We start from the raw sequence: 22,263 nt of genomic DNA on the forward strand, positions 1-22,263 counted from the left end.
TCAGGCGCTTGCCGGTGAGTGCTAGCGTCGCGGGGATCGCGAATTCGTGCAGGCCCGGGGATTCCTTTGATTTCCGGATTCCTGGATTTCCGTCGATCCCCGGGATCGCCGGGATCATCGCGGTTCCGGTAATTTCCGCACCTGTGCGCAAGACGTCTGACGGACGGAAGGGTCACGCACTCATGACCGCAGAAACACGCGCCGTAGTCCTCGGCGGCGGCCTCGCCGGGATGCTGGCATCCGCGGTGCTCGCACGGCACGTGGACCGCGTCACCGTGGTGGAACGGGACGTCTTCCCCGACGGGCCCGAACTGCGCAAGGGCGTGCCCCAGGCCCGCCACGCCCACCTGCTCTGGTCCGGCGGCGCCCGCGCCATCGAGTCCCTGCTCCCGGGCACCCTGAAGGCCCTGGCCGACGCCGGCGCCCACCGCCTGCACCTGCCGCGCGACATCGTCTGGTACACGCCGTACGGCTGGCAGACCCGCTTCCCCGGCAGCCAGTTCATGATCACCGCCAGCCGCGCGCTGCTCGACTGGGTCGTGCGCGAGCAGACCCTGGCGAACCCGAGGATCGAGGTCCTCCAGCAGACCGACGCCACCGGCCTGACCGGATCCGCCGAGCGCGTCACCGGAGTGCGCGTCCGCACCAAGGACGGCCAGGAGAGCGAGCTGGCCGCCGACTTCGTCGTCGACACCGGCGGCCGCCCCTCGCAGACCCTCAAGTGGCTGCCCGCCCTCGGCCTGCCCGAGGTCGAGGAGGACGTCGTCGACACCGGCATCGCCTACGCCACCCGCATCTACGCCGCCCCCGCCGGCACCCCCTCGACCTTCCCCATGGTCAACGTCGCCGCCGCCCCCGGCACCGGCCGGCCCGGCCAGAACGGCGCGCTCGTCCCCATCGAGGGCGGCCGCTGGCTCGTCACGCTCGCCGGTACCCGCGGCGGCGAACCGCCCACCGACGACGACGCGTTCCTCGGCTTCGCCCGGAACCTGCGCCACCCCGTCATCGCCGACCTCCTGGAGCGTGCCGAACCCCTCGGCCCGGTCCAGGGCTCCCGCTCCACCGTCAACCGCCGCCGCTACTACGAGCGGCTGGCGACCTGGCCCGCCGGGCTGCTGGTGATGGGCGACGCGCTGGCCGCCTTCAACCCCGTCTACGGTCACGGCATGAGCTGCGCGGCCCTCAGCGCCCGAGCCCTGGACACCGAACTGACCCGGCACGGCCTGGCGGAGGGCACCGCCGACGCCGCCCGGCACGCCGTCGCCAAGGTCGTCGACGACCCGTGGCTGCTGGCCACCACCCAGGACATCTGCTACCCGGGGACCCGCAACCACGCCAAGGACCCGCGGATCACCCCGCGCGCCCAGGACGCGCAGGCCTTCGCCGACCTGCTCGGCACCGCCGCACTCCACGACCCGGTCGTCAGCGCGGCCGCCATGCAGGTCACCGCGCTCGCCGCGCCGGTCTCCAGCCTGGAGTCCCCGCACCTGGTCGCCGCCCTGCGCAAGGCCGGGCAGCGCACCGAGCTCGACGGACCGCCGTTCTCCGACGCCGAGCGGGCCGTCCTGGAGGGCGACGCCGCCCCCGCGCTCACCGGCGCGTAGGCACCCGGCGGATGCCGCACGGCAGTCTGCTGGCCATCAGCGACCTCCACGTCGCCCACCCCGCCAACCGGCGCGTGGTCGAGGCCCTGCGCCCCGGCTCCGACGCCGACTGGCTCATCGTGGCGGGCGACGTGGCGGAGCTGGTGGCCGACGTCGAGGCCACCCTGGAGCTGCTCGCCGGGCGGTTCGCCCAGGTCGTCTGGGCGCCCGGCAACCACGAGCTGTGGACCCCGTACGACGACCCGGTCCAGCTGCGCGGCGAGGCCCGCTACCGGTACCTGGTCGACCTGTGCCGGAGCCTGGGCGTCCGTACGCCCGAGGACCCCTACCCGGTGTGGAACGGCCCGGGCGGCCCGCTGGTCGTGGCCCCCCTGTTCCTGCTCTACGACTACTCCTTCCGCCCCGAGGGCGCCCGCGACCGGGCCGAGGCCCTCGAACGGGCCCACCGGGCCGGCGTCGTGTGCAACGACGAGTTCCTGCTCCACCCCGACCCCTACCCCAGCCGCGAGGCCTGGTGCGCGGCCCGGGTCGAGGCCGCCGAACAGCGCCTGGCCGCGTGCGACGCGGACCTCCCGCTGGTCCTGGTCAACCACTTCCCGCTGCTGCGGGCCCCGACCGAGCGGCTGCGCCACCCCGAGTTCGCCCCCTGGTGCGGCACCGTGCGCACCGCCGACTGGCACCGGCGCTTCCCCACCCGGGCGGTCGTCCACGGGCACCTGCACATCCCCGCCACCACCTGGCACGACGGAGTCCGCTTCGAGGAGGTCTCGCTCGGCTACCCCCGCGAGTGGTCCCGGCCCGGGATTCCGCTCCCCGCCCCCCGGGTGGTGTTCGCGGGCTGAACGGCCGGATCCAGGGGCGACAGTTCCTGCCGGGCAACTTGTGGACACCCTCATCGCCCCCTGCTTCCCCCCTGCTCAAGGCATCGTTTGCAGCGGCTGAGGCACAGCGATGCGAACGGGGGCGGACGATGAGGCTCATTGGCCGGAACGAGGTCTACGCGCAGCTGGACGCGGCACTCGGAACGTGTACGACCGCGAACGCGGGCGTCGTCCTCCTGGAGGGGGCCGTCGGCTGCGGCAAGACGGAGATGCTCGTCCACGTGGCCGAGACCGCCGCCCGGCGCGGCGCGCTCGTACTGCGCGGCGCCGGCAGCGTCCACGACCGCGACGTGCCGTACGGGGTCCTGCGCCAGCTGACCGCCGGACTGCCCGAGGACATCGTCCCCGGCGCCCACCAGGGCGAGCTCAGCGGCGCCGAGTTCACCCGCGCGCTGTGCGCCGCCACCGCGCGGGGCCCGGTCGTGGTGTGCGTCGACGACCTGCACCTGACGGACACGGCCTCCCTCGACAGGCTCCTGGACGCGGCCCGTACCGTGCGCAGCGCACCGCTGCTGCTCGTGCTGGCCGACACGCCGCAGGAGCACGCCGGCAGCCCGCTGGCCCGCACCGAGTTCCTGCGCCACCCCGGCTTCACCCGTGTCACGCTGGGCCGGCTGGACCCGGCGGGCACCGCCGAACTGACCACCCTCCTGACCGGCACCCCGGCCGACGCGGCCACGACGGCCCCCCTCCACGCGGCCACGGGCGGCAACCCCCTCCTCCTGCGCGCCCTCCTGAGCGAACGGACCGCGACGCCCCCGGCGCCGACGGACCACCGACCGGCCGTGCCCGCCCCGGCCGGGGCCGACACCCCCACGGCCGGCGTCCCCACCGTCGGCACGCTCACCGCCGGCGTTCCGGGCCGGGACACCCCCACGGCCGGCGTCTTGGGCCGGGGCACCCCCACTGCCGGCGACCCCACCGCCGGTGTCTCCACTGCCGGTGTCCCCACCGCCGGCGTTCCGGGCCGGGGTACCCCCACCGCCGGCGTTCCGGGCCGGGGTACCCCCACCGCCGGCGTTCCGGGCCGGGGTACCCCCACCGCCGGCGTCCCCACCGCCGGCGTCCCCACCGCCGGCGGCCCCGGCCCGGACGTCCCCGCCGCGGGTGGCGTGCTGCCCGGGCTCGAGCCCGTCCCCGGGGGGCCCTTCGCCCAGGCCGCGCTGACCTGTCTGCACCGGGGCGGGGTCGTCTCGCGCCGGCTGGCCACCGCGCTCGCCGTGCTCGGGGAGGACGCCGAGCCCGAGGCGGCCGCGCGGCTCGCCGTCGTGAGCGCCACCGCCGCGGCGCGCGCCACCGGGGCCCTGGAGGCCGCCGGGCTGACCGAGGGCGGTCTGCTGCGCCACCCGGCCGTCGTCGCCGCCGTCCTCGACGCCACCCCCCGTACCGAACTCGCCCGGCTGCGCGCGGACGCCGCCGCCGTGCTGCACGAGGCGGGCGCCCGCGCCGTGGCCGTCGCCGGCCAGCTGCTCGCCGCCCGCGCCGCCGGCGCCGGACCCGCCGAACTCCCCGGCGGCGCCTGGCCGTCCCGGGTGCTGCGCGACGCCGCCCTCCAGGTGCTCGTCACCACCGAGGACTGCGAGCGGGCCGCCGCCTTCCTCGAACTGGCCCGCACCCTGTGCACCGACGACCAGGCCGGCTGGGAGATCGACCTCCAGATGGCCGCCGTCACCTGGCGCCGGCACCCCGCCGCCGCCGAACGCCACCTGGACGCCCCGCTGGCGGCCCTGCGCGCCGGCGCCCTCGGGGCCGCCCGCGCCGGCCGGCTCGCCCGGCTGCTGGTCGCCCAGGGCCGGATCGAGGACGCCGCCCTCGCCCTCGAGCACGCGGCCGACCCGCGCGCCGCCGCCCGCGCCACCCGCGAGGACCCGCTGCGCGAGCTGTTCGCCCTGCCGCCCACCGGGGCCTCGTCCCCCGTATCCGCCGCCGCCCCCGCCGCGGCCGCGGCCACGGCCGCCGAGAGCGCCGGTCGCGGCGCCACCGCCGAGCTGCGTTCCTCCGCGGCCCTGTGGACCCACCCCGACCACGACGGCGACGAGCAGGCCGCCGAGCGCCTGCTCAAGGGCACCCCGCTCGCGCACGCCACCTTCGACCCGATCGTCCAGGCCGTCCGCACCCTCGTGCACACCGACCGGCCCGACCGGGCCGCCGTCTGGTGCCAGCGCCTCCAGGCCGCAGCGCCCCACACCGGCTGGCGCTCCGTCTTCGGCCTCGTCCACTCCGAGGCGCTGCTGCGCCTGGGCGACCTGGCCGGCGCCGCCCGCGAGGCCGAGGCCGCCGCCGACGGCGTCGCCGACCGCGGCGGGCTGTTCCTCTTCGGCCCGCTCGCCACCCTCATCACCGCCCAGACCGCCATGGGCCAGTACGACGCCGTGGCCCGCCGGCTGCAGATGCCCGTACCCGAGGAACTCTTCTCCAGCGTCTACGCCCTGGGCTACCTGCGGGCGCGCGGCCACTACTACCTGGCCACCCACCGCCACCGGGCCGCCCTCGGCGAGTTCCTCGACGCCGGCCGGCTCGCCCAGAGCTGGGGCCTGGACCGGCCCCGCCAGCTGCCCTGGCGCACCGACGCCGCCGAGGCCCTGCTCCGGCTGGGCGAACACCGGCAGGCCGAGCGGTTCGTCGTGGAACAGCTCGCCGGAGCCGGCGTCCGCAGCCCGCGCGTGCGCGGTGTCTCCCTGCGGCTGCGCGCCGCCACCACCGAACTGCGCCAGCGCCCCAAGCTGCTGACCCGCGCCGTCGACGAACTGCGCCGCTCCGGCGACCGGCTGGAACTCGCCAAGGCCCTCGCCGACCTCGGCCGCGCCCTGCTGCTGCTCGGCGAGGGCACCCGCGCCGGCATGGTCACCCGCCGTGCCTGGCACCTGGCCGCCGACTGCGGAGCCCTGCCGCTGTGCGAGCAGATCCTGCCCGGCCAGTCCGGCCCCGAGCAGCGCCCGGCCCCCGCGCACCGCTCCGCCGCCGACCCCGCCCCGGCCGAGACCGAGCAGCTCAGCGAGTCCGAGCGGCGGGTGGCGGCCCTGGCCGCGTACGGCTACACCAACCGGGAGATCTCCGGGAAGCTCTACATCACCGTCAGCACCGTCGAGCAGCACCTCACCCGGGCCTACCGCAAGCTGGGCATCTCCCGCCGCCAGGACCTGCCCATGGACCTCCAGTTCGAGTCCCTCGAAGGCGCCTTCCCCGGCTCGGTACCGGCGTGACCATTCCAGCCGCGGGCCCCGACAACAGGGGTCGGTCCGGGGGCCGGCAGGGGGAGGGGCACGGTGGTGCGCGTCCCTAGGGTCGGTCGTCGTGTCCACGATTCCTGACCTGACCAAGCGGGTGCTGCTGGGACGCGCACTGCGCAGCGAGCAACAGCACGGCCAGCTGCTGCCCAAGAGAATCGCGTTGCCGATCTTCGCCAGCGACGCCCTCTCCTCCGTCGCCTACGCGCCGCAGGAGATCATGCTCACCCTGGGAGTCGCGGGCCTCGCGGCCTACCACTTCACCCCCTGGATCGCGGCCGGCGTCGTGCTGGTGCTGCTCACCGTGGTGGCCTCGTACCGGCAGAACGTGCGCGCCTACACCAGCGGCGGCGGCGACTTCGAGGTCGCCACCACCAACCTCGGCGAGCGCTCCGGCCTCGTCGTGGCCGCCGCCCTGCTGTGCGACTACGTCCTGACCGTCGCGGTGTCGGTCTCGGCCGCCGTCGAGAACCTCGGCGCCACCCTGCCCTTCCTCGCCGCGCACAAGGTCGAGGCGGCGGTCTGCGTCGTCGTGCTGATCTCCCTCATGAACCTGCGCGGCGTCCGCGAGTCGGGCGCCGCCTTCGCCATCCCCACGTACGCCTTCATGCTCGCCGTCCTCGGCATGGTCGTCTGGGGCGGCGTACGCCTGCTCACCGGCGAGGAACTGCGCGCCGAGACCGCCGGCCTGTCGGTCGAGGGCGAGAGCGCGGGCATCGCCGGCTTCGCCCTGGTCTTCCTCATCCTGCGCGCCTTCTCCTCCGGCTGCACCGCCCTGACCGGCGTCGAGGCCATCAGCAACGGCGTCCCCGCCTTCCGCAGGCCCAAGGGCGAGAACGCCGCGACCACCCTGGTCCTGCTCGGCGTCATCGGCATCACCATGTTCGCCGGGGTCACCGCCCTGGCCTACGCCACCGACGCCAAGTTCGCCGACCCGGCGCACGGCAGCCGGCTGATCGACCCGGCCACGGGCGAGCAGGTCACCGAGGTCCACCCGGTCATCGCGCAGGTCGCCAAGTCCGTCTTCGAGGGCTTCTCGCCGGCCTTCTACTTCGTCACCGTGATGACCGGCATCATCCTGGTCCTCGCCGCGAACACCGCCTTCAACGGCTTCCCCGTGCTCGGCTCGATCCTGGCCCAGGGCCGCTTCATGCCCCGCCAGCTGCACACCCGCGGCGACCGGCTCGCCTTCAGCAACGGCATCGTCATCCTCGCCGCCGCCGCGGGCCTGCTCATCTACGCCTACGACGCCGCCGTCACCCAGCTGATCCCGCTCTACACCGTCGGCGTGTTCGTCTCCTTCACCATCAGCCAGATCGGCATGGTCCGGCACTGGAACCGGCTGCTGCCCGCCACCGTCGACGCCCGCGGCCGTACGGCGATGCGCCGCGCCCGCGCCATCAACGCCGTCGGCGCCTTCATCACCGGCCTGGTGCTCGCGGTCGTCCTCGCCACCAAGTTCGTCTCCGGCGCCTGGCTGGTCTGCCTGGCGATGGCCGGGCTGTACGCCCTCATGCGGGTCATCCGCCGCCACTACGACCGGGTCGCCGAGGAACTCGAACCCGACAAGGAGGCGCCGGTCGCGGGGCTGCCCGGCCGCGTGCACGTCATCGTCCTGGTGTCCCAGCTGCACAAGCCCACCATCCGGGCCGTCGAGTACGCCCACGCGCTGCGCCCCGACACCCTCCAGGCGGTCACCGTGTCGGTCGACGCCGAAGCCGCCGCCGCACTGCGCGCCGCCTGGGAGGACTCCGGGATGCCGGTGCCGCTGGCCGCGCTCGAATCGCCGTACCGGGAGATCACCCGCCCGGTCCTCGACCACGTGCACCGCTTCCGCGCCGACCATCCCGACGACGTGGTCGCCGTGTTCATCCCCGAGTACGTCGTGGGCCGTTGGTGGGAGAACCTGCTGCACAACCAGAGCGCCCTGCGCCTGAAGGCACGGCTGCTGTTCCAGCCCGGTGTGATGGTCGCCAGCATTCCCTGGCAGCTGGCCTCCTCCGAACGCGCCGGCCGCCGCCCGGAACGCGCCGCCCCCGGCGCCGTCCGCAAGTCCCGCCCGCACCGGCACTGACCGCACCGGCACCGGCCCGGGCGGCGAGCGGGGCGGCCGCAACGGGTGGCCGCAAGGGGTGGCCAGGGGCCCGGACAGGGGTGTGCCGGCGACCGGCGCGCGCCCTAGCGTCGGGCACGAGTCACGTGCAGCGAGCGATGTGGGGGAAACCGTGGTCCGTCGGCCCTGGGACGTTGAATGCCCGGACGCACCCGTACGCCTGTTCTGCCTGCCCTGGGCGGGCGGCAGCGCGGTGGTCTACCAGCGCACCTGGCCCCGCGCCCTGGCGCCCGACGTCGATGTCCACGCCGTCGAACTGCCCGGCCGGGGAGCCGAGTTCGGTGAACCGCTGGTCCGCCGCGCCGAACCGCTGCTGGACCTGCTGACGGCGCGCACCGCCCCGCTCGTCGACCGCCCGTACGCGATCTTCGGGCACAGCATGGGCGCCATGCTCGGACTCGAACTCACCCGCCGGCTCGTCGCCGCCGGGCACCCCGAGCCGGTCCGGATGTTCCTCTCCGGCAGCGGGGTCCCCGGCCGCCGCCCGCGCGACCACGGCCGGCCCCTGCACGAGCTGCCCGAGAACGAGTTCCGCGAGTGGCTGCGCAAGACCGGCGGCACCCCCGCCGAGGTCTTCCGCAACCCCGAACTGCTCGACCTCGTATCCCCGCTGCTGCGCGCCGACTTCGAGCTGTGCGACGCCTACCGCCACACCCCCGCGCCGACGCTCCGCTGCCCAGTGACCGCGATCGGCGGCGACAGCGACCCCTACGTGCCGGTCACCGCGCTCGCCGAGTGGGCCGAGATCACCACCGGCCCCTTCGACCGGCTGGTGCTGGGCGGCGGCCACTTCGCGTTCCAGGACCACCTGGACCGGGTGCACGCCTTCGTGGGCGCCGCGCTGCGCAGCGCCGTCCGCGGCCTCACCCACTGACCCGCCCCCGCGGCCGCCGCCCCTGAGGAGACCCGGATCCAAGCCCGGCTTTAGGCGGCCCCCCGACCCTCGTGGCGCGCCAGCCACCCCCTGGCGCGCCCTCGTCGAAAGGTGGCCTCCCTTGAGCATCGTCGAGGACCGGCCCGTGCGGGCGGCGGCGCCCCCGGCGCCTCCGGCCCCGCAGCCGCCCGTCCGCACCTCCACCCTGCGGGAACGCACGGCCGAACTGAACGCCCTGCGCGAGCGCGTGGCCGACGGCCCCGGCGAGCGCGCCACCGCCGCGCAGCACGCCAAGGGCAAACTGACCGCCCGCGAGCGCATCGCCCTCCTCTTCGACGAGGGCTCCTTCACCGAGATCGAGGGGCTGCGCCGGCACCGGGCCACCGGCTTCGGGCTGGAGGACAGGAAGCCGCACACCGACGGTGTCGTCATCGGCTGGGGCACCGTCGACGGGCGCACCGTCTTCGTCTACGCCCACGACTTCCGGATCTTCGGCGGCGCGCTGGGCGAGGCCCACGCAGAGAAGATCCACAAGGTGATGGACCTGGCCGAGGCCGCCGGGGCCCCGGTCGTGGGTCTGTGTGACGGCGCCGGCGCCCGGATCCAGGAGGGCGTCACCGCGCTCGCCGGCTATGGCGGCATCTTCCAGCGCAACGTCCGCAATTCCGGCGTCATCCCGCAGATCTCGGTCATGCTCGGCCCCTGCGCGGGCGGCGCCTCGTACAGCCCCGCGCTCACGGACTTCGTCTTCATGGTCCGGGAGACCTCGCAGATGTTCATCACCGGCCCGGACGTCGTACGGGCGGTGACCGGTGAGGAGATCAGCCAGAACGGCCTCGGCGGCGCCGACGTGCACGCGACGGCCTCGGGGGTGGCGCACTTCGCGTACGACGACGAGGAGAGCTGCCTGGAGGACGTCCGCCACCTGCTCTCCCTGCTCCCCGCCAACAACCGCGAGCTGCCGCCCGCCGAGGAGTGCGGCGACCCCGCCGACCGCCGCTGCGAACGCCTGCTCGACCTGGTCCCCTCCCAGCCCCAGCAGTCCTACGACATGCGCGCGGTCATCGAGGAGGTCGTCGACCACGGCGAGTACGTCGAGGTGCACCGGCAGTGGGCGCAGAACGTGCTCTGCGCGCTGGCCCGCCTCGACGGCCAGGTCGTCGGCATCGTCGCCAACCAGCCCGCCGCCCTCGCCGGGGTCCTGGACATCCACGCCTCCGAGAAGGCCGCGCGGTTCGTGCAGTTCTGCGACGCCTTCTCCATCCCGCTGGTCACCCTGGTCGACGTGCCCGGCTTCCTGCCCGGCGTGGACCAGGAGCACGGCGGGGTGATCCGGCACGGCGCCAAGCTCCTCTACGCCTACTGCAACGCCACCGTGCCGCGCATCTCGCTGGTGCTGCGCAAGGCCTACGGCGGCGCGTACATCGTCATGGACTCCCGCTCCATCGGCGCCGACATCGCCCTGGCCTGGCCGTCCAACGAGATCGCCGTCATGGGCGCCGAGGGCGCGGCGAACGTCGTCTTCCGCCGCGAGATCGCGGCCGCCGACGATCCCGACGCGATGCGTGCCCAGAAGATCAAGGAATACACGACCGAGCTCATGCACCCCTACTACGCCGCCGAGCGCGGCCTCGTCGACGACGTCATCGACCCGGCCGACACCCGCGTCCGGCTGATCCGGGCGCTCGCCATGCTGCGGACCAAGCACGTGCCGCTGCCGGAGCGCAAGCACGGGAACGCGCCGCTGTGACCACCAAGGAGTAGTGAGTACCCCCATGTCCGTTGTCAGCGACACCGCACCCGTGGATCGCCGGGCCGGAGCCAAGGAGGTCCGCCGGCTCGACCACGTCGTCATCCGGTTCGCGGGTGACTCGGGTGACGGTATGCAGCTCACCGGTGACCGGTTCACGTCGGAGACGGCTTCCTTCGGGAACGACCTCTCCACGCTGCCGAACTTCCCGGCCGAGATCCGGGCGCCCGCCGGCACCCTGCCGGGCGTGTCCTCGTTCCAGCTGCACTTCGCCGACCACGACATCCTGACCCCCGGTGACGCCCCGGACGTCCTGGTGGCCATGAACCCGGCCGCACTGAAGGCGAACATCGCCGACGTGCCGCGCGGCGCGGAGATCATCGTCAACACGGACGAGTTCACCCGGCGGGCCATGGCCAAGGTCGGCTACCTCGCGTCCCCGCTGGACGACGGCACCCTCGACGCCTTCCGTCTCCACCCCGTCCCGCTCACCACCATGACGGTCGAGGCGCTGAAGGATTTCGGGTTGTCGCGGAAGGAGGCCGAGCGGAGCAAGAACATGTTCGCGCTGGGTCTGCTGTCGTGGATGTACCACCGGCCGACGGAGGGCACGGAGAGTTTCCTGCGGCGGAAGTTCGCGAAGAAGCCCGACATCGCGGAGGCGAACGTGGCCGCGTTCCGCGCGGGCTGGAACTTCGGCGAGACCACCGAGGACTTCGCGGTCTCCTACGAGGTCGCCCCCGCCACGCAGGCCTTCCCCACCGGCACCTACCGCAACATCTCCGGCAACCTGGCCCTGTCCTACGGCCTGATCGCCGCGAGCCGCCAGGCCGACCTGCCCCTCTACCTGGGCTCCTACCCCATCACCCCGGCCTCCGACATCCTGCACGAGCTGAGCCGGCACAAGAACTTCGGCGTGCGCACCTTCCAGGCCGAGGACGAGATCGCCGGCATCGGTGCCGCGCTCGGCGCGGCCTTCGGCGGGTCCCTTGCCGTGACCACCACCTCCGGGCCGGGTGTGGCGCTGAAGTCGGAGACGATCGGGCTGGCGGTCTCGCTGGAGCTGCCGCTGCTGGTCGTGGACATCCAGCGCGGCGGCCCCTCGACCGGGCTGCCGACCAAGACCGAGCAGGCCGACCTGCTCCAGGCGATGTACGGGCGCAACGGTGAGGCGCCGGTGCCGGTGGTGGCCCCGCGCACCCCGGCGGACTGTTTCGAGGCGGCGCTGGAGGCGGCGCGGATCGCGCTGGTCTACCGCACGCCGGTGTTCCTGCTCTCCGACGGCTACCTCGCCAACGGTTCCGAGCCCTGGCGGATCCCCGATCCCGAGGAGCTGCCCGACCTGCGGGTGCCCTTCGCCGACGGTCCCAACCACACCCTCGCGGACGGCACGGAGGTGTTCTGGCCGTACAAGCGTGATCCGCGGACCCTGGCACGGCCGTGGGCGGTACCGGGGACGGCGGGTCTGGAACACCGGATCGGCGGGATCGAGAAGCAGGACGGCACGGGCAACATCTCCTACGACCCGGCCAACCACGACTTCATGGTCCGCACCCGGCAGGCCAAGATCGACGGGATCGAGGTCCCCGACCTCGACGTCGACGACCCCGACCACGCCACCACCCTCGTCCTGGGCTGGGGCTCCACCTACGGCCCCATCACCGCCGCCGTCCGTGCCCTCCGCGACCGGGGCGAGCGCGTGGCCCAGGCCCACCTGCGCCACCTCAACCCCTTCCCGCGGAACCTGGGCGACGTGCTCGGCCGCTACGAGCGGGTGTTCGTCCCGGAGATGAACCTGGGCCAGCTCGCGCACCTGCTGCGCGCCCGCTACCTCGTGGACGTCCTCTCCTTCACCCAGGTCAACGGGATGCCGTTCAAGGCCGCTCAGCTGGCCGACGCCGTCATGGAGGCCGACCGTGCCCGCTGAACTCCTGTCGCTGGTGCCGAAGACGGCGGCCAGGCAGTCGATGAAGGACTTCAAGTCGGACCAGGAGGTCCGCTGGTGCCCCGGCTGCGGCGACTACGCCGTCCTGGCCGCCGTCCAGGGCTTCATGCCCGAACTCGGCCTCGCCCGCGAGAACATCGTCTTCGTCTCCGGCATCGGCTGCTCCTCCCGCTTCCCGTACTACATGAACACCTACGGGATGCACTCCATCCACGGCCGCGCCCCCGCCATCGCCACCGGCCTCGCCACCTCCCGCCGCGACCTCTCCGTCTGGGTCATCACCGGCGACGGCGACGCCCTCTCCATCGGCGGCAACCACCTCATCCACGCCCTCCGCCGCAACGTCAACCTCAAGATCCTCCTCTTCAACAACCGGATCTACGGCCTCACCAAGGGCCAGTACTCCCCCACCTCCGAAATCGGCAAGATCACCAAATCCACCCCCATGGGCTCCCTCGACGCCCCCTTCAACCCCGTCTCCCTCGCCCTGGGCGCCGAAGCCTCCTTCGTCGCCCGCACCATCGACTCCGACCGCAAACACCTCACCGAGGTCCTGCGCGCCGCCGCCGACCACAACGGCACCGCCCTCGTCGAGATCTACCAGAACTGCAACATCTTCAACGACGGCGCCTTCGAGGCCCTCAAGGACCAGAACCAGGCCCAGGAAGCCGTCATCCGCCTCGAACACGGCCAACCGATCCGCTTCGGCGCCGACCGCCACCAGGGCGTCGTCCGCGACCACACCACCGGAGACCTCCAGGTCGTCGACGTCACCCCCGACAACGAAGACCGGATCCTGGTCCACGACGCCCACGCCACCTCCCCGACCACCGCCTTCGCCCTCTCCCGCCTCGCCGACCCCGACACCCTCCACCGCACCCCCATCGGCGTCTTCCGCAGCACCGAGCGGCCCGTCTACGACACACTGATGACTGATCAACTCGAGGCCGCCGTCGCCCGCCACGGCGAGGGCGACCTCCCCACCCTGCTCACCGGGAACGACCACTGGACCGTCGCCGGCTGACCCCGGCGGCCGTCCGGCCCGTACCACCCGGCGGCGCCCGGCTCCTCGGGCGCCGCCCCAGTCCCGCCCGACCGTCGGGATGGACGCTGTACGACATCGCGGTGACGCGCGCGAACACCCGACACCACCAGGAGGGACACATCGTGAAGGACCCCAAGGACAGGCTGGACTCGCTGCGTGCCGAGATCGAGCGCCGCAACCCGGCGCAGCCGGAGTTCCACCAGGCGGTACGGGAAGTGCTGGAGACCCTGGCCCCCGTCTTCGCGGCCCGTCCCGAGTACGCCGTCCCCGGCCTCGTCGAGCGGCTGACCGAGCCCGAGCGCCAGATCATCTTCCGGGTGCCGTGGCAGGACGACCGCGGTACCGTCCACGTCAACCGGGGTTTCCGGGTGGAGTTCAACAGCGCCCTGGGCCCGTACAAGGGCGGCCTGCGCTTCCACCCCTCCGTGGACATCGGCGTGGTGAAGTTCCTCGGCTTCGAGCAGATCTTCAAGAACGCCCTCACCGGGCTCGGCATCGGCGGAGGCAAGGGCGGCAGCGACTTCGACCCGCGCGGCAGGTCCGACGCCGAGGTCATGCGGTTCTGCCAGTCGTTCATGACCGAGCTGTACCGGCACATCGGCGAGCACACCGACGTCCCGGCCGGGGACATCGGCGTGGGCGGCCGCGAGATCGGCTACCTCTTCGGCCAGTACCGGCGGATCACCAACCGCTGGGAGGCCGGCGTCCTGACCGGCAAGGGCACCGGGTGGGGCGGCTCCGCGATCCGGCCGCAGGCCACCGGCTACGGCAGCGTGCTGTTCGCGGCCGAGATGCTCCGGCGCGACGGCCTGGAGCTGGACGGCCGCTCCGCGGTGGTCTCCGGGTCGGGCAACGTCGCCCTCTACACGATCGAGAAGCTCCAGCGGCTGGGCGCGTACCCCCTGACCTGCTCGGACTCCGAGGGCTACGTCGTCGACGAGAAGGGCATCGACCTCGACCTGCTCAAGCAGATCAAGGAGGTCGAGCGGGGCCGGGTCAGCGAGTACGCGGCCCGGCGCGGCTCCTCCGCCCGCTTCGTGCCGGGCGGCCGGGTCTGGGAGGTGGCCGGTGAGGTCGCCTTCCCGTCCGCGACCCAGAACGAACTCGGCGCCGACGACGCCCGCGCGCTGATCGCGGGCGGCGTCAAGGCGGTCTCCGAGGGCGCCAACATGCCCACCACGCCGGAGGCCGTACGCCTGCTCCAGGAGGCCGGTGTCGCCTTCGGGCCGGGCAAGGCCGCCAACGCCGGCGGTGTCGCGGTCAGCGCGCTGGAGATGAGCCAGAACGCCGCGCGCAGCGCGTGGAGCGCCGAGCGCGTGGAGGAGGAGCTCGCGGGCATCATGCGCGACATCCACACCGTCTGCTCCGACACGGCGGAGCGCTACGGCGCGCCGGGCGACTACGTGACCGGCGCCAACATCGCCGGCTTCGAGCGGGTCGCCGACGCGATGCTCGCCCAGGGCATCATCTAGGGCATCTAGCCCCTCATGAGCTGGGCGAGGCTGTCCCAGGCCGGGGACGAGGCCCCGGCCTGGGTCAGCGCGGCCAGCCGGGCGATCCGCGGATCGTCGACGGGCTCGGCGTCGGACCGGCTGTGGCGGCCGGCGAACCACGTCAGGGTGCGCTCGGCGAGTGCGGGCAGGCGGGGGTCGTCCGGCGACCAGTCGTACGCGGCGTCGGTCTCCCGGTAGAGGGCGCGGAACTCGGGGTCGCGGATCAGCTCGCGCTTCTCCGCGAACCACTGGTCGACATCCTCGGGTGAGGTGGGGTGCAGCAGGATCCAGCCGTCGCGTTCCAGGCGTACCTGGCGCTCGCTGATCCCGAGCTCGCGCAGCTCGTCGAGATAGCCGACGACCTCCGGGGAGACGAACAGCCGGTCGCCGCCGCGCAGCTGGGCGAGTTCCGCACGGGATCGCCGCAGCTGCGCGATGCGGTCCCGGATGCCGTGGTCGATCTCGGTGATGGCCGCGGTGAGCGTCTCCGGGCCGGCGTCCAGCAGGTCCTTGACGCGGGCCAGCGGCACGCCCGCGGTCGCCAGCGTCCTGATCTTGACCAGGGTGAGGGCGTGCTGGGCGTCGTAGCGCCGGTAGCCGGACGCGTCGCGGTCGGGCTCGGCGAGCAGGCCGCGCTCGTGGTAGTGGCGGATGGCCTTGGTGGTCACCCCGGCGTAGTCCGCGAGCTGGCCTATCGTAAGCATGGTGGCCATCCTGCCACTTGACGGTCCACCAGGTCAGACCCGGCGGGTCAGCCGGCCGCCGCCGTTGCGGAAGCGCGCCTGGCCGTCGCGGACGTCGTGGTAGGACACCAGCAGCATGCGCAGGTACCCGTCGAACGCCTCCAGGGGGTACCCGGCCGGTGCGAACAGGCCGGGCCGGATCGGCACGAGGCGCTGCGGCGGGGCAGAGGTCGTCCCGCCGACGAACTCCGTGAAGATCCGTTCCTGCGAGGCGTCCGCCGGCTCGTACGTCGTCCGCTCCTCGAGCTGGCCGTCGACGACGCTGACGTCGATGCGGAGCTGGTCGGAGCGGTACGTGCCCACGTACGGGGTGAGGTCGACGTCCTCGGCCGGCTCGGTGATCAGCGCGGGGACCTGGACGCCGAGGTGTTCGCCGAGCAGCCATTGCAGGAGCTGGTCCTGGAGCATGATCGCGCCCGGGTTGTTGCCGAACGCGGTGAAGACCAGGTCGTGCTCCGGCAGGACGCACAGAATGGACACGCCGCCCGGCGAGGCGCCCGACATGGCCAGGACGGTCGTGTCGCCGAACGCGTACCGCACCCAGCCCAGGCCGATCGGCGGGGTGTTCGGGGTGCCCATGTCGAACGCGACCTGCTGCATCAGTGCGGTCGACTCGGCCGACAGGACGCGGGTCCCGGACGGGGAGAGGCCGCCGGCTAGGTGGGTGCGTCCGAAGGCGAGCAGGTCGGCAGCGGTGCCGATCGGCGTGCCGCCGGCCGGCCCCCAGGTCTCGGGCAGCGTGAACATGTTGGTGGGCCTGGCCGTCATGCTCTCCGGGTCCAGGAAATGGCCGACCGCCGTGCTGCGCAGGATGGCCTCCTCGGCCGAGGTGCTGGAGTCCGTCATGCCGACCGGCGCGTAGACGTCACGCTCGAGCAGCTCGGGGAAGGGCAGGCCGGTCACCACTTCCAGCAGGCGGCCCGCCACGATCATGCCGCCGTTGGAGTAGCTGAGCTGCTCGCCGGGCTCGAACAGGACGCCGCAGTTGTCCGCCAGGCCGTCGACGTAGGTCTTCAGGGCGTCGCGGCCCTTGGCGTCGGGGAAGAACAGGTCCGCGTCGATGCCGCTGGTGTGCGAGATCAGGTGCCGGACCAGGATCTTGTCCGCCGCGCCCGGCGCGGTCAGGGCCAGTTCGGGCAGGTACGTCACCACCGGCGTGTCCAGGTCCAGGCACCCGCGGTCGACCTGCTGGAGGACCAGCGTGGTGGTCAGGACCTTGGTGACCGAGCCGAAGAGGAATCCGGTGTCGTCGAGCATCGGCGCGCCGGTGGCGGCGTTCGCGGTGCCGTGGGCGACGACGATCTGCTCGCCGGCGTGGTGGACGCCGGCGACGAACCCCGGGACGTGATGGGACTCGCAGAAGGCGGCGGCCTGCTCGCGGAGGTGGGCTTCGACGGTGCTCAGGGCGTGGGTGCTCGGTGCGTTGGTGGTCATGCCGACCATCGTCGAACCCTGCCCCTGGGGCAAGGTCAAGCCCGGCCGCGCGGGGCGTCGTACCCCGTCCCGGGGAACGACGAAGCCGCCCGGTGCGCTGTGCACCCGGGCGGCTGTGCGGTGTCCGGCGGCGCCGTTGCCGCGCGCGGTCACTCGGCGACGTACGTGTACCCGCTCCACTGGTAGACCATGAGCTCGAGCTCTTCCTCGGTGATGGTGCCGTCCGTGGGCTCGAAGTGCTCGTACCGGTTGCCCCAGAGCACCTTGACCTTGTCATTGGTGTCCGCCACGTAGCGGACCCGCTGGTCGGGGCTCAGTTCGTGGGCGGGTCCGCCGTGCAGGATCACGTTGGGGGTCTTCGTGGACATGGGGCCTCTCCCTTTTCGGCGCGGATACGGAGGCAGCGACCTCACTGCGCGGCCAGGATCGGCCCCCCTGCTAAAGCCGCTCTAAACGGCGCCGTCCGCCCGTTGTGGGGTCGCGGAGCGCCGGGCTGGGGTGGCGCCCCCGGGGCCCGGTCGGGCAGCCTGGTGGCAAGGACCACGAAAGGGGAGCAGCGGTGCTCACGGCACTCGAGGGCGCGTACGGGGACCGGCGGGACGCCGTCGAGATCGCCGGCCGCGCCGCCTCGTACGAGGAGCTGCTCGCCGCCGCCCGCGCGGTGGCCGCCGACATCGCGGGCCGCCCCGCCGTGGCCGTCACCGCCACCGCCACCCTGGAGACGGTCGCCGCCGTCGTCGGCGGCCTGCTGGCCGGCGTCCCCGTGGTGCCGCTGCCGCCCGACGCCGGCCCCGCCGAGCGCGAGCACATCCTGCGCGACTCCGGGGCGCACCCCATCGAGGCCGACTTCGCCCGGCGCGCCGACTTCAGCGGCCCCGTGCCCGCCCCCGAGGACCCCGCCCTCATCCTCTACACCTCGGGCACCACCGGCGCCCCCAAGGGCGTCGTCCTCACCGGCGCCGCCGTCGCCGCCGACCTCGACGCGCTCGCCGGCGCCTGGCGGTGGACCGCCGAGGACACCCTGGTCCACGGCCTCCCGCTGTTCCACGTCCACGGCCTGGTCCTCGGCGTGCTCGGCGCGCTGCGCACCGGCAGCCGCCTGGTGCACACCGGCCGCCCCACGCCCCAGGCCTATGCCGCGGCCGGCGGCAGCCTCTACTTCGGGGTGCCCACCGTCTGGTCCCGGATCGCCGCCGACCCGCGGGCCGCGGCCGCCCTCGCCCCGGCCCGGCTGCTGGTCTCCGGCAGTGCCCCGCTGCCCGCCCCCGTCTTCCGCGACCTGGAGCGGCTCACCGGCCACCGCCCCGTCGAGCGGTACGGCATGACGGAGACCCTCATCACCGTCAGCGGCCGCGCCGGCGGCGAGGTCCGGCCCGGCACCGTCGGCACCCCGCTGCCCGGCGTCCGGACCCGGATCGCCGCCGAGGAGGGCGCCGAGATCGGCGAACTCCAGCTGACCGGGCCCACCCTGTTCGCCGGCTACCTCGGCCGCCCCGAGGCCACCGCCGCCGCGTACACCGAGGACGGCTGGTTCCGTACGGGTGACATCGCGGCGATCGGCGAGGACGGCGTGCACCGCATCGTCGGCCGCGCCTCCATCGACCTCATCAAGTCCGGCGGATACCGGATCGGCGCCGGCGAGATCGAGAACGCCCTCCTGGACCACCCCAAGGTCGGCGAGGCCGCCGTGGTGGGCGTGCCCGACCCCGACCTCGGCCAGCGCATCGTCGCCTTCGTCGTCGCCGAAGGCGTCACCGGCCCGGAACTGACCGACTTCGTCGCCGCCCACCTCTCGGTGCACAAGCGGCCGCGTGAGGTCCGCTTCGTCGACGCGCTGCCGCGCAACGCCATGGGCAAGCCGCAGAAGAGGCTGCTGCTGGAAGGGATGTGAACCCGGCGGTCCGCACGGCACAGCCGCCCCATCCGCCCCATCCGTCTCACCTTGCGAGAACAGCCCCTGAAACAAGGGGAGTTGGGCGTACCGTGACCCGGTGCCCACCCTCCTGATCACCGGCGCGGCCGGATTCGTCGGCAGCCATGTCGCCCGTGAGGCCGCCCGGCAGGGGCTGGCCACCCGGCTGATGACCCACCGGCGCACCGTGCCCGCAGGCGCGGCCGGCCCGAGCGTACGGGGCGACCTGACCGACCCCGGCTCCCTGCGCGGCAGCTGCGACGGCGTCGACGTCCTGGTGCACTGCGCCGCGCAGATCGGCGGTACCTCCGAGGCCAACGAAGCGGTCAACGTCCGCGGCACCGCCGCCCTGCTGGAGGAGGCCGCCCGCGCCGGGGTCTCCCGCGTGGTCCATCTCAGCACGGCCTCGGTCTACGGGCGCGGCACGTACGTCAACAGCCGCCCCGAGGACCTCGTCCGCAACCCCGGCTCACCCACCTCGCACACCCGGGCCCTGGCCGAGGACGCCGTCCTCGCGGCCGGCGGCACCGTCCTGCGCCCCCATCTGGTCCTCGGCGAGGGCGACACCTGGGTGGTGCCGGGCCTGGCCCGGCTGCTGCACGCCCTGCCCGGGTCGGTCGCGGGCTGGCCGGCCCGGCTCTCCCTCATCGGCGCGCCCGCCCTCGCCCGCCTGCTGCTGGGCGTGGCCCTGGCGCCGGCCGCCCGCCTGAGGGCGTCCGTCTACCACGCCGCCCACCCGGAGCCCGTCACCGTGGCCACCCTGCTGGGCCTGGTCGCCGAGTGCGCCGGCCTGCCGCTGCCGGCCGGCCGGATCGCCGAGGAGCACGCCCGGGAGCTGCTGACCCGGGCCGGCCTGTCGCCGCGGTCCCTGGACATGTTCACCACCGACCACTGGTTCGACGGCGCGCCCCTGTGGGCCGACCTCGGCGCCGAACCCGGACCGGGCCTGGCCGCCGAGGGCTTCGCCGGGGCCGCGCCCTGGTACGCGCGGATCGTGCGGGAGGCCGTCGGGCGGGCCGTTCCGTAGGCCGGTCGGCGGGTCGTTCCGCAGGCCGTTCGGCGGGCCGGTCAGCGGGCCGTCCAGCCGCCGTCCACGGCAAGGGTGGCGCCCACGACGAACGAGGCCTGGTCGCTGAGCAGCCACGCGGCCGCCCGCGCGATCTCCGCCGGATCGGCCGTCCGGGGCAGCGGGGCCATCGCGTGCAGCTGCTCCTCCAGGCCCGGGTTCAGCTCGAACCACTGGGCCATCATCTCGCTGCGCGTGGTGCCGGGCGCGATCGCGTTGACCCGGATGCCCTGGGCGGCGTACGCGGAGGCCGCCTTCGTCAGACCGATGACCGCGTGCTTGGAGGCGATGTACGGCGCCGCGGCCGGGGTGGTCACCAGACCCGCCACGCTGCTGTTGTTCACGATCGCCCCGCCCGCCGGCAGCATGGCCGCGATCTCGTGCTTCATGCAGTTCCAGGTGCCGCGGACGTTGGTGTCCATGATGGTCTCGAAGTCCGCGTCGTCCGTCAGGTGCAGCGGCACCGGCACGGTCGACGTGCCCGCGTTGTTGAACGCGGCGTCCAGTCCGCCGAGCGACTCCACCGCCCGCGCGACCGCGGCCGCGGCCTCCTCCGGCCGCGCGACGTCGGCGGCGGCGTAGTCGGCGACGAAGCCCTCCGCGGTCAGCTCGGCGGCCAGCGCCGCCAGCTCGTCCTTGCGGCGGGCCACCAGGAACACCGAGGCCCCGCTCTCGCACAGGACCCGTGCGGCGGCCGCGCCGATGCCGCTGCTCGCGCCGGTGATCAGGGCCCGCTTGCCGGCCAGGAGGCCGTCGATCTTCACCATGCCGGAAAGATGCCACGTCAGAGCACCGGCCGGTACGGCGGCGCCTCGCATCTGGCTTGATCCGCGGTGTCGTGTGCCGTACCGGCCGGAGGAGAGGCGAAGTGCCGTCCGGACCGACGACTTGACTTCAGTGGCCGGAAACCGCCCCCACCGGTGTGCGCAGCAGGACCGGCAGCGCGAGGTGCCCGTTGGAGATGAACGACTCCTGCGGCCGCAGTTCGGCGACCGGGACCGCGAGCGCCAGATCGGGGAACCGCCCGAAGAGCGCGGGCAGCGCGACGGCGACCTCCAGCCGGGCCAGCTGCGCGCCCAGGCAGAAGTGCGCCCCGTATCCGAAGGAGACGTGGTCCCCCCGGGTCGCGCGGGTCAGGTCGAAGCGGGCGGCGTCCGGCCCGTGGTGCGCGGGGTCGCGGCCGGCGCCCATGAACGACAGGACGATGGCGTCGCCCTGCGGGATCGTCACCTCGTCGTCGATCTCGATGTCCTCGACGGCGTACCGCAGGATGCTGTGGGCCCCTGAGGCCTCCAGACGCAGCGTCTCCTCGACGGCGTCCGCCCAGGACGCCCGGCCGTCGCGGACCATGGCCAGCTGCTCGGGGTGGCCGAGCAGGGCGGTGACCGCGTTGTCGATCAGGTTCACCGTGGGCTCGTAGCCGGCCGAGTACATGAGGATGAGGTTGTCGAGGAGCTCCTTCTCGCTCAGGTCGGCCGTGCCCGCGTCGCGGGCGGCGATCAGCCCGGACGTCAGGTCGTCGCCGGGGTTCTCCCGCTTGTGCGCGACGAGTTCGCTCATGCTGCGGTAGAGGTCCATCGCGTTGGCCATGGCCTCCTCGGCGGTCGAGGAGGTGGCGAAGAAGCCCTTGATGATCCGGTGCAGGGCCGGGCGGGACTCCTCGGGGATCCCGAAGAGCTCGGCCACCACCTGGTGCGACAGGACGTGCGCGAACTCCTCGCGCAGGTCGACCGGGCCGGGCGGCAGGGCCTCCAGGGCGTCGAGCAACTGCGCGGTCATGGCCTCGATGCGCGGGCGGAGCGTGGCCACCCGGCGCGTGGTGAACTCGCCGGCCACCGGCTTGCGCAGCCGTTTGTGGTCGTCACCGTAGGCCGTGACCATGTTCTGGACCGAGACCCAGATGGCGAGCGGCCACTCCTGGGAGATCTCGCCGTCGATCCAGGCCGGCCAGTGCCGGTACGCGTCCTTCGAGACCCGCGGGTCCACCAGAAGGCGTCTGACCGTGTCGAAGCCCGTGACCGACCATGCTTCCACTCCGCCCGGCAGCTCGACCTTGACGGCCTGGCCGCGGGAACGGATCTCCTCCACCTCGCCGTGGATGTCCCGGCCGAGCGGATCGATGCGGAACGGGCACTGCTGAGTCACAGGTATATCCCCCCTCAAGGAAGCCGTGACC

The 22,263-nt window shown here is 73.6% G+C and carries 16 protein-coding genes; 11 read left to right on the plus strand and 5 right to left on the minus strand.

Annotated features, from left to right (window positions below; all coding sequences use genetic code 11):
* Positions 1-182: 182 nt before the first annotated feature.
* The 9 genes from ACZ6KO_RS31645 to gdhA all read left to right on the plus strand — a co-directional run bounded on the left by ACZ6KO_RS31645 (position 183) and on the right by gdhA (position 14,911).
* Positions 183-1,604, plus strand: a complete 1,422-nt coding sequence (locus ACZ6KO_RS31645) for an NAD(P)/FAD-dependent oxidoreductase (RefSeq protein WP_469307420.1) — start codon at positions 183-185, stop codon at positions 1,602-1,604.
* An 11-nt stretch (positions 1,605-1,615) separates the two neighbouring features.
* On the plus strand, positions 1,616-2,446 hold the full coding sequence (locus tag ACZ6KO_RS31650; protein ID WP_469307421.1) for a metallophosphoesterase family protein: 831 nt from the start codon (positions 1,616-1,618) through the stop codon (positions 2,444-2,446).
* Positions 2,447-2,574: 128 nt separating this feature from the next.
* On the plus strand, positions 2,575-5,688 hold the full coding sequence (locus tag ACZ6KO_RS31655; RefSeq protein WP_469307422.1) for a helix-turn-helix transcriptional regulator: 3,114 nt from the start codon (positions 2,575-2,577) through the stop codon (positions 5,686-5,688).
* Positions 5,689-5,779: 91 nt separating this feature from the next.
* A complete protein-coding gene (locus ACZ6KO_RS31660) occupies positions 5,780-7,786 on the plus strand; it encodes an APC family permease (RefSeq protein WP_469307423.1) in 2,007 nt (668 codons plus the stop codon).
* 151 nt (positions 7,787-7,937) lie between these two features.
* Positions 7,938-8,699 (plus strand): thioesterase II family protein, encoded by a 762-nt coding sequence (locus ACZ6KO_RS31665; RefSeq protein WP_469307424.1) that lies wholly within the window; start codon positions 7,938-7,940, stop codon positions 8,697-8,699.
* A gap of 121 nt (positions 8,700-8,820) precedes the next feature.
* Complete coding sequence (locus ACZ6KO_RS31670; protein ID WP_469307425.1) at positions 8,821-10,449, plus strand: acyl-CoA carboxylase subunit beta; 1,629 nt, start codon at positions 8,821-8,823, stop codon at positions 10,447-10,449.
* Between the two features lie 25 nt (positions 10,450-10,474).
* Positions 10,475-12,376 (plus strand): 2-oxoacid:acceptor oxidoreductase subunit alpha, encoded by a 1,902-nt coding sequence (locus ACZ6KO_RS31675; RefSeq protein WP_469307426.1) that lies wholly within the window; start codon positions 10,475-10,477, stop codon positions 12,374-12,376.
* A 40-nt stretch (positions 12,377-12,416) separates the two neighbouring features.
* Complete coding sequence (locus ACZ6KO_RS31680) at positions 12,417-13,418, plus strand: 2-oxoacid:ferredoxin oxidoreductase subunit beta (protein WP_469307479.1); 1,002 nt, start codon at positions 12,417-12,419, stop codon at positions 13,416-13,418.
* A 143-nt stretch (positions 13,419-13,561) separates the two neighbouring features.
* Positions 13,562-14,911 (plus strand): NADP-specific glutamate dehydrogenase, encoded by a 1,350-nt coding sequence (gdhA, locus tag ACZ6KO_RS31685; RefSeq protein WP_469307427.1) that lies wholly within the window; start codon positions 13,562-13,564, stop codon positions 14,909-14,911.
* A 5-nt stretch (positions 14,912-14,916) separates the two neighbouring features.
* Here gdhA and ACZ6KO_RS31690 read toward each other — a convergent pair whose 3' ends face one another.
* From ACZ6KO_RS31690 to ACZ6KO_RS31700, 3 genes are all read right to left on the minus strand, one after another.
* A complete protein-coding gene (locus ACZ6KO_RS31690; protein WP_469307428.1) occupies positions 14,917-15,636 on the minus strand; it encodes a MerR family transcriptional regulator in 720 nt (239 codons plus the stop codon).
* A 33-nt stretch (positions 15,637-15,669) separates the two neighbouring features.
* A complete protein-coding gene (locus ACZ6KO_RS31695; protein ID WP_469307429.1) occupies positions 15,670-17,109 on the minus strand; it encodes a serine hydrolase domain-containing protein in 1,440 nt (479 codons plus the stop codon).
* 149 nt (positions 17,110-17,258) lie between these two features.
* Positions 17,259-17,477, minus strand: coding sequence for a DUF5988 family protein (locus tag ACZ6KO_RS31700; RefSeq protein ID WP_469307430.1), 219 nt, complete (start codon positions 17,475-17,477; stop codon positions 17,259-17,261).
* Between the two features lie 191 nt (positions 17,478-17,668).
* Between ACZ6KO_RS31700 and ACZ6KO_RS31705 the strand changes: the two genes are divergently transcribed.
* Together ACZ6KO_RS31705 and ACZ6KO_RS31710 are read left to right on the plus strand one after the other, a co-directional pair.
* On the plus strand, positions 17,669-19,000 hold the full coding sequence (locus ACZ6KO_RS31705; RefSeq protein ID WP_469307431.1) for an AMP-binding protein: 1,332 nt from the start codon (positions 17,669-17,671) through the stop codon (positions 18,998-19,000).
* Between the two features lie 100 nt (positions 19,001-19,100).
* Complete coding sequence (locus ACZ6KO_RS31710; RefSeq protein ID WP_469307432.1) at positions 19,101-20,048, plus strand: NAD-dependent epimerase/dehydratase family protein; 948 nt, start codon at positions 19,101-19,103, stop codon at positions 20,046-20,048.
* 41 nt (positions 20,049-20,089) lie between these two features.
* Here ACZ6KO_RS31710 and ACZ6KO_RS31715 read toward each other — a convergent pair whose 3' ends face one another.
* The gene (locus ACZ6KO_RS31715) at positions 20,090-20,854 is read right to left on the minus strand and encodes an SDR family oxidoreductase (RefSeq protein WP_469307433.1); all 765 of its coding nucleotides are present in this window, start codon (positions 20,852-20,854) and stop codon (positions 20,090-20,092) included.
* Positions 20,855-20,981: 127 nt separating this feature from the next.
* Positions 20,982-22,232 carry a cytochrome P450 family protein gene (locus tag ACZ6KO_RS31720; RefSeq protein ID WP_469307434.1) on the minus strand — a complete coding sequence of 417 codons (1,251 nt, stop codon included), beginning with the start codon at positions 22,230-22,232 and terminating at the stop codon, positions 20,982-20,984.
* Positions 22,233-22,263 lie beyond the last annotated feature (31 nt).

This window comes from Streptomyces sp. NPDC042102 (genome assembly GCF_055582305.1).